We start from the raw sequence: 3,905 nt of genomic DNA, 5'->3' as shown, positions 1-3,905 counted from the left end.
ATCGCGAGCAAGCTCGCTCCCACATTTGTTTTGTATTTACAGCAAACTGATCGGATAGCTGATGATCAACCGGTTCTCGTCGAACTCGTTGTTGCTGTAGTCGCGGCGTATGGTCGAGTTGCGCCATTTCAGGTTCAGGTCTTTCAGCGCACCGCTCTGCACGGTGTAGCCCAGTTCACTTTCACGCCCCCATTCCTTGCCATCGGTGATGCTGCCGGTGTGCACATTGTCGCCGCTGATATAGCGGTTCATCAGGGTCAGGCCCGGTACGCCGAGGGCGACGAAGTTGTAGTCGTGGCGTACCTGCCAGGACTTTTCCCGGGCATTGTCGTAGCTGGAGTTGTAGCTGTCGTTGGCCAGTGTGCCGCCGCTGGTGCCGTTGACCCGCATCCAGGCGCTGTCGCCGGTGAGTTTTTGCAGGCCGACGTAGAACGTGTGGCCGCCGTGTTTGGCCGAGAACAAACCGTACATGGTTTTGTTGTCCAGTTCGCCAGCCCGGGCGCTGCCGTCATCCTTGCCGTAGAAGAAGCCGAGGTTGGCGCCCAGGGTCCAGTCGCCAAGCGGCTGGCTGTGGATCAGATTGATGAATTGCTGGCTGTAGATGTCCTTGAGCTCGGCATTCCACAGACCGATCTGGGTGCGTTTGTCGTTGAACACGTACTCGCCGCCCTCGAAGTTGAAACGGTCAGAGGTGAACGCGGCTTTGCCGGTCATCGACATGTCGCCCATGCTGCTGTCGTCGCGCGGGCTGTTCTGGCGGAACTGGCCGCCATAGAGCGTCAGGCCATTGATTTCCTTCGACGTGATCTGGCCACCACGGAAAGTTTGCGGCAACGAACGACCGTCGTCGGAACGCAGGATTGGCAGCACCGGCATCCATTCGCCAACCTTCACCTCGGTCTGCGACAGCCTGGCCTTGAACGCCACGTTGGTGCGGCCGAAGTTGTCTGCAGGGCGGCCGTCATGATCCAGCGGCAGCAGTTGTGTCCCGCCGGTGCCTTTGCCGCCGTCGAGCTTCACCGAATACAAACCGAGCACATCCATGCCGAACCCGACGGTGCCTTGGGTAAAGCCGGATTTGGCATCGAGAATGAAGCTTTGCGTCCACTCTTCAGCCTTGCCCTGGGCCTTGGTCGGGTTGGTGAAGTTGCGGTTGATGTAGAAGTTGCGCAGGTTCAGGTTGACCTTGGCCCCTTCGACAAAACCCGGCTCTTCGGCACTGGCGGGCAGGGCCGCGCTGGCCAGGGCAATGGCGATCAGGCCGGGAACGAAGTACTGCGCGGGAGAAGGCGTCATGGGCTCGGGTCTCTCTAATTCTTGGGGATGAAACGGGGTGATGCCGCAACCCGGGGTTGCAGACGAATATTTGAAATCATCAATAGCGAAGCGGATCAGCCGGAGAGGGCAGGGCGCGGGGGCATGGTGTCGAACCTGTTGTTATTGGTTTTGTCGATCGGATGGTGCGGGGAATGTACTGGATGGTTCAATTGCTGAAAGCGGGTTTTGGGCGATTATCGAACGAAAGTATGAGCGTTCGCGCAGGTGTGCTTTCGATTTGGCTAATAAGGGCGTGCAAGGGATTAAACAGAATGTTCTGGCTTTGGTGTATATCAGCCTGGTAGTTCTGATAGTTGTAAGAGGGAAGGCTGTGGCATAGGTTTAATGTGTTGTTTGGTTGTTAATGATCGCTTGAGATATGGTGGCCTATGGAAACCTTAAAGAAAAAGAGAGTTGTTAAAGAAAATAATGGGCAGGTTGTTGTTGAAGGCAGAAAAATTCCCGTGCTGAATATCCCCGCTGTGCAGGGGGTGATAAACGGGAGACTTAAAATTGACGATGGGGACAATGTCGATATTGAGTTCCGCGGGAATAGTGAGCGCGAGGAACTATATTTTTATTGGCTAAGGGAACCTCATTATTTCTTTTTGCTCGCCAAGAAGGAAGATCCGCATACGGAGTTGGCTTTTTGGGGGGATGAATTAAAGGTTGGCTCTCATCAAATAGGATGGGGCGCCAATGAGGTACAGGCAGAGTTCTTCAGGCACGGCAGTACGGGCTATCCTCAGTCGGAATCGCGTGGTTCGCTTACTGTCTTGTTCATCACCGAGGAAGGTGGGTTTGATGTCATTGAGGGGCATTTTAGTTTTAATTATATTGATTACAGCGAGGAGAAACCGCGGGATGTGGTTTTCTCATGTCCGACTTTTCGATTGAGAGTGCCGAAATAAAAGCGTTTGGAGGCGCGTGGCCAAGAGTGATAAGTGCGTGATGTGGTCGAGCTAAAGTTCTGATCGAAAACCCATGTCATGGAGCACTGGCGTGGGTTTTTTCTTACTTGTGAAACAGAACCTCTTACGCGCTATGACGAGGCTTTTTCATCGGCTCGTTCGTCACCGTCTGGCGCTTATCGTTCGTATCGGGGCATTACCGGTTCCTGCACGCTGTTTCTCAAGCTCGAATCGCAGAACCCCGGCGGTTCGATCAAGGACCGTATCGGCCTGACGATGATCGACACCGCTGAACGCGACGGACGCCTGCATTCCGGCGGTACCATCGTCGAGGCCAATGTGTGCTGGCAACACCGGCCTGGGTCTGGCCCTGGTCGGCCGCGCCCAGGCGCTGGCTCGGATTTGACGTCAGGTGTGTACGCGACACCTTTGGGGCAGGCATAAAAAAACCGGAATCCTTGGTGGAATTCCGGATTTTCGTGAGCCTCAAGGATCAGTCAATCATCCTTGTGAGCGCATGCCGATCAGAACATCTTCATCTTCGGCGCTTCTTCTTTCAACGGCTCGTTCTGCGCCGTCTGTTCGTTCCAGCCACCACCCAGGGCCTTGTACAGGTTGACCTGGCTGACCAGTTGCGCCAGACGGTCGGTGATCAACACTTGTTGCGCACTGAACAGCTGACGCTGGGCATCGAGGAAGGTCAGGTTGCTGTCGACACCGATGCGGTAACGACGCTCGGCAAGGCCGTAGTACGCCTGGTTGGCACTGACGAAATCTTTCTGTGCCTGCAACTGCTGGACGTAGGTCTGGCGGGCGGCCAGGCCGTCGGCAACTTCCTGGAAGGCCGTTTGAATGGACTTCTCGTAGTTCGCCACGCTGATGTCTTTCTGGATTTTCGAGTAATCCAGGCTGGCGCTCAGGGCGCCGGCGTTGAAGATCGGCAGGTTGATCTGCGGCTGGAACAGCCAGGTGCCCGAACCACCCTTGAACAGACCGGACAGGTCCGGGCTCAGGGTGCCGGCATTGGCCGTGAGGCTGATGCTCGGGAAGAACGCAGCCCGCGCTGCGCCGATGTTGGCGTTGGCGGCCTTCAGGTTGTACTCGGCTTGAAGGATGTCCGGACGACGATGCAGCAGGTCCGATGGCAGGCCGGGAGGAACGTCGCTCAGCAAGTCGTCGTCAAGTGGTTTGGCCGCTTGCAGATTGGCCGGGACTCCAGTGCCGAGCAGCAGCACCAGGCTGTTCTCATCCTGAGCGACCTGACGGGTGTACTTGGCCAGTTGCGCACGGGCGTTTTCCACCGAGGTGCGCGACTGTGCCAGGTCCAGGGCCGAGGCGACGCCGACTTCGTTGCTGCGGGCGGTGAGCTTGTAGCTCTCCTCGAAGGTGGCGAGGGTGTCCTGGGTCAGCTTGTACAGTTCCTTGTCGGCCTGCCAGGTCAGGTAGGCATTGGCCACACTGGCCACCAGGCTGATCTGGGTGCTGCGACGGCCTTCTTCGGTGGCGAAGTACTTCTGCAACGCTTCTTCGTTCAGGCTGCGAATGCGACCGAACAGGTCGAGTTCATAGGCGCTGACCCCGACCGTGGCCGAGTAGGAGCTGGTGATGCCGGCTTCGCCGGTTTGCGAAGCATTAGCCGGAACGTGCTGACGGCTGCCGGTGCCGTTGGCCGAGACA

At 57.0% G+C, this 3,905-nt stretch carries 3 protein-coding genes and 1 pseudogene; 2 read left to right on the top strand and 2 right to left on the bottom strand.

The genetic code is table 11. The annotated features are described in order from the left end of the window. Window positions 1–36: 36 nt before the first annotated feature. Complete coding sequence (locus PMI29_RS21960) at window positions 37–1,296, bottom strand: OprD family porin (RefSeq protein ID WP_007995652.1); 1,260 nt, start codon at window positions 1,294–1,296, stop codon at window positions 37–39. Window positions 1,297–1,706: 410 nt separating this feature from the next. Between PMI29_RS21960 and PMI29_RS21965 the strand changes: the two genes are divergently transcribed. Beyond that, window positions 1,707–2,228: a hypothetical protein gene (locus PMI29_RS21965; protein ID WP_007995650.1), complete on the top strand. Its 522-nt coding sequence runs from the start codon at window positions 1,707–1,709 to the stop codon at window positions 2,226–2,228. 198 nt (window positions 2,229–2,426) lie between these two features. Further along, a pseudogene (locus PMI29_RS30910) lies at window positions 2,427–2,616 on the top strand (pyridoxal-phosphate dependent enzyme); the annotation flags it as partial. A 136-nt stretch (window positions 2,617–2,752) separates the two neighbouring features. On the opposite strand, the gene PMI29_RS21970 reads toward PMI29_RS30910, so the two are convergent. Beyond that, the coding region (locus tag PMI29_RS21970; protein WP_007995649.1) for an efflux transporter outer membrane subunit at window positions 2,753–3,905 on the bottom strand (1,153 nt) is incomplete at its 5' end.

Source organism: Pseudomonas sp. GM49, from assembly GCF_000282355.1.
Classification (GTDB): domain Bacteria; phylum Pseudomonadota; class Gammaproteobacteria; order Pseudomonadales; family Pseudomonadaceae; genus Aquipseudomonas.
The sequence above is the reverse complement of the archived record's forward strand: the minus strand, read 5'-3'. Positions and strand labels throughout refer to the sequence as shown.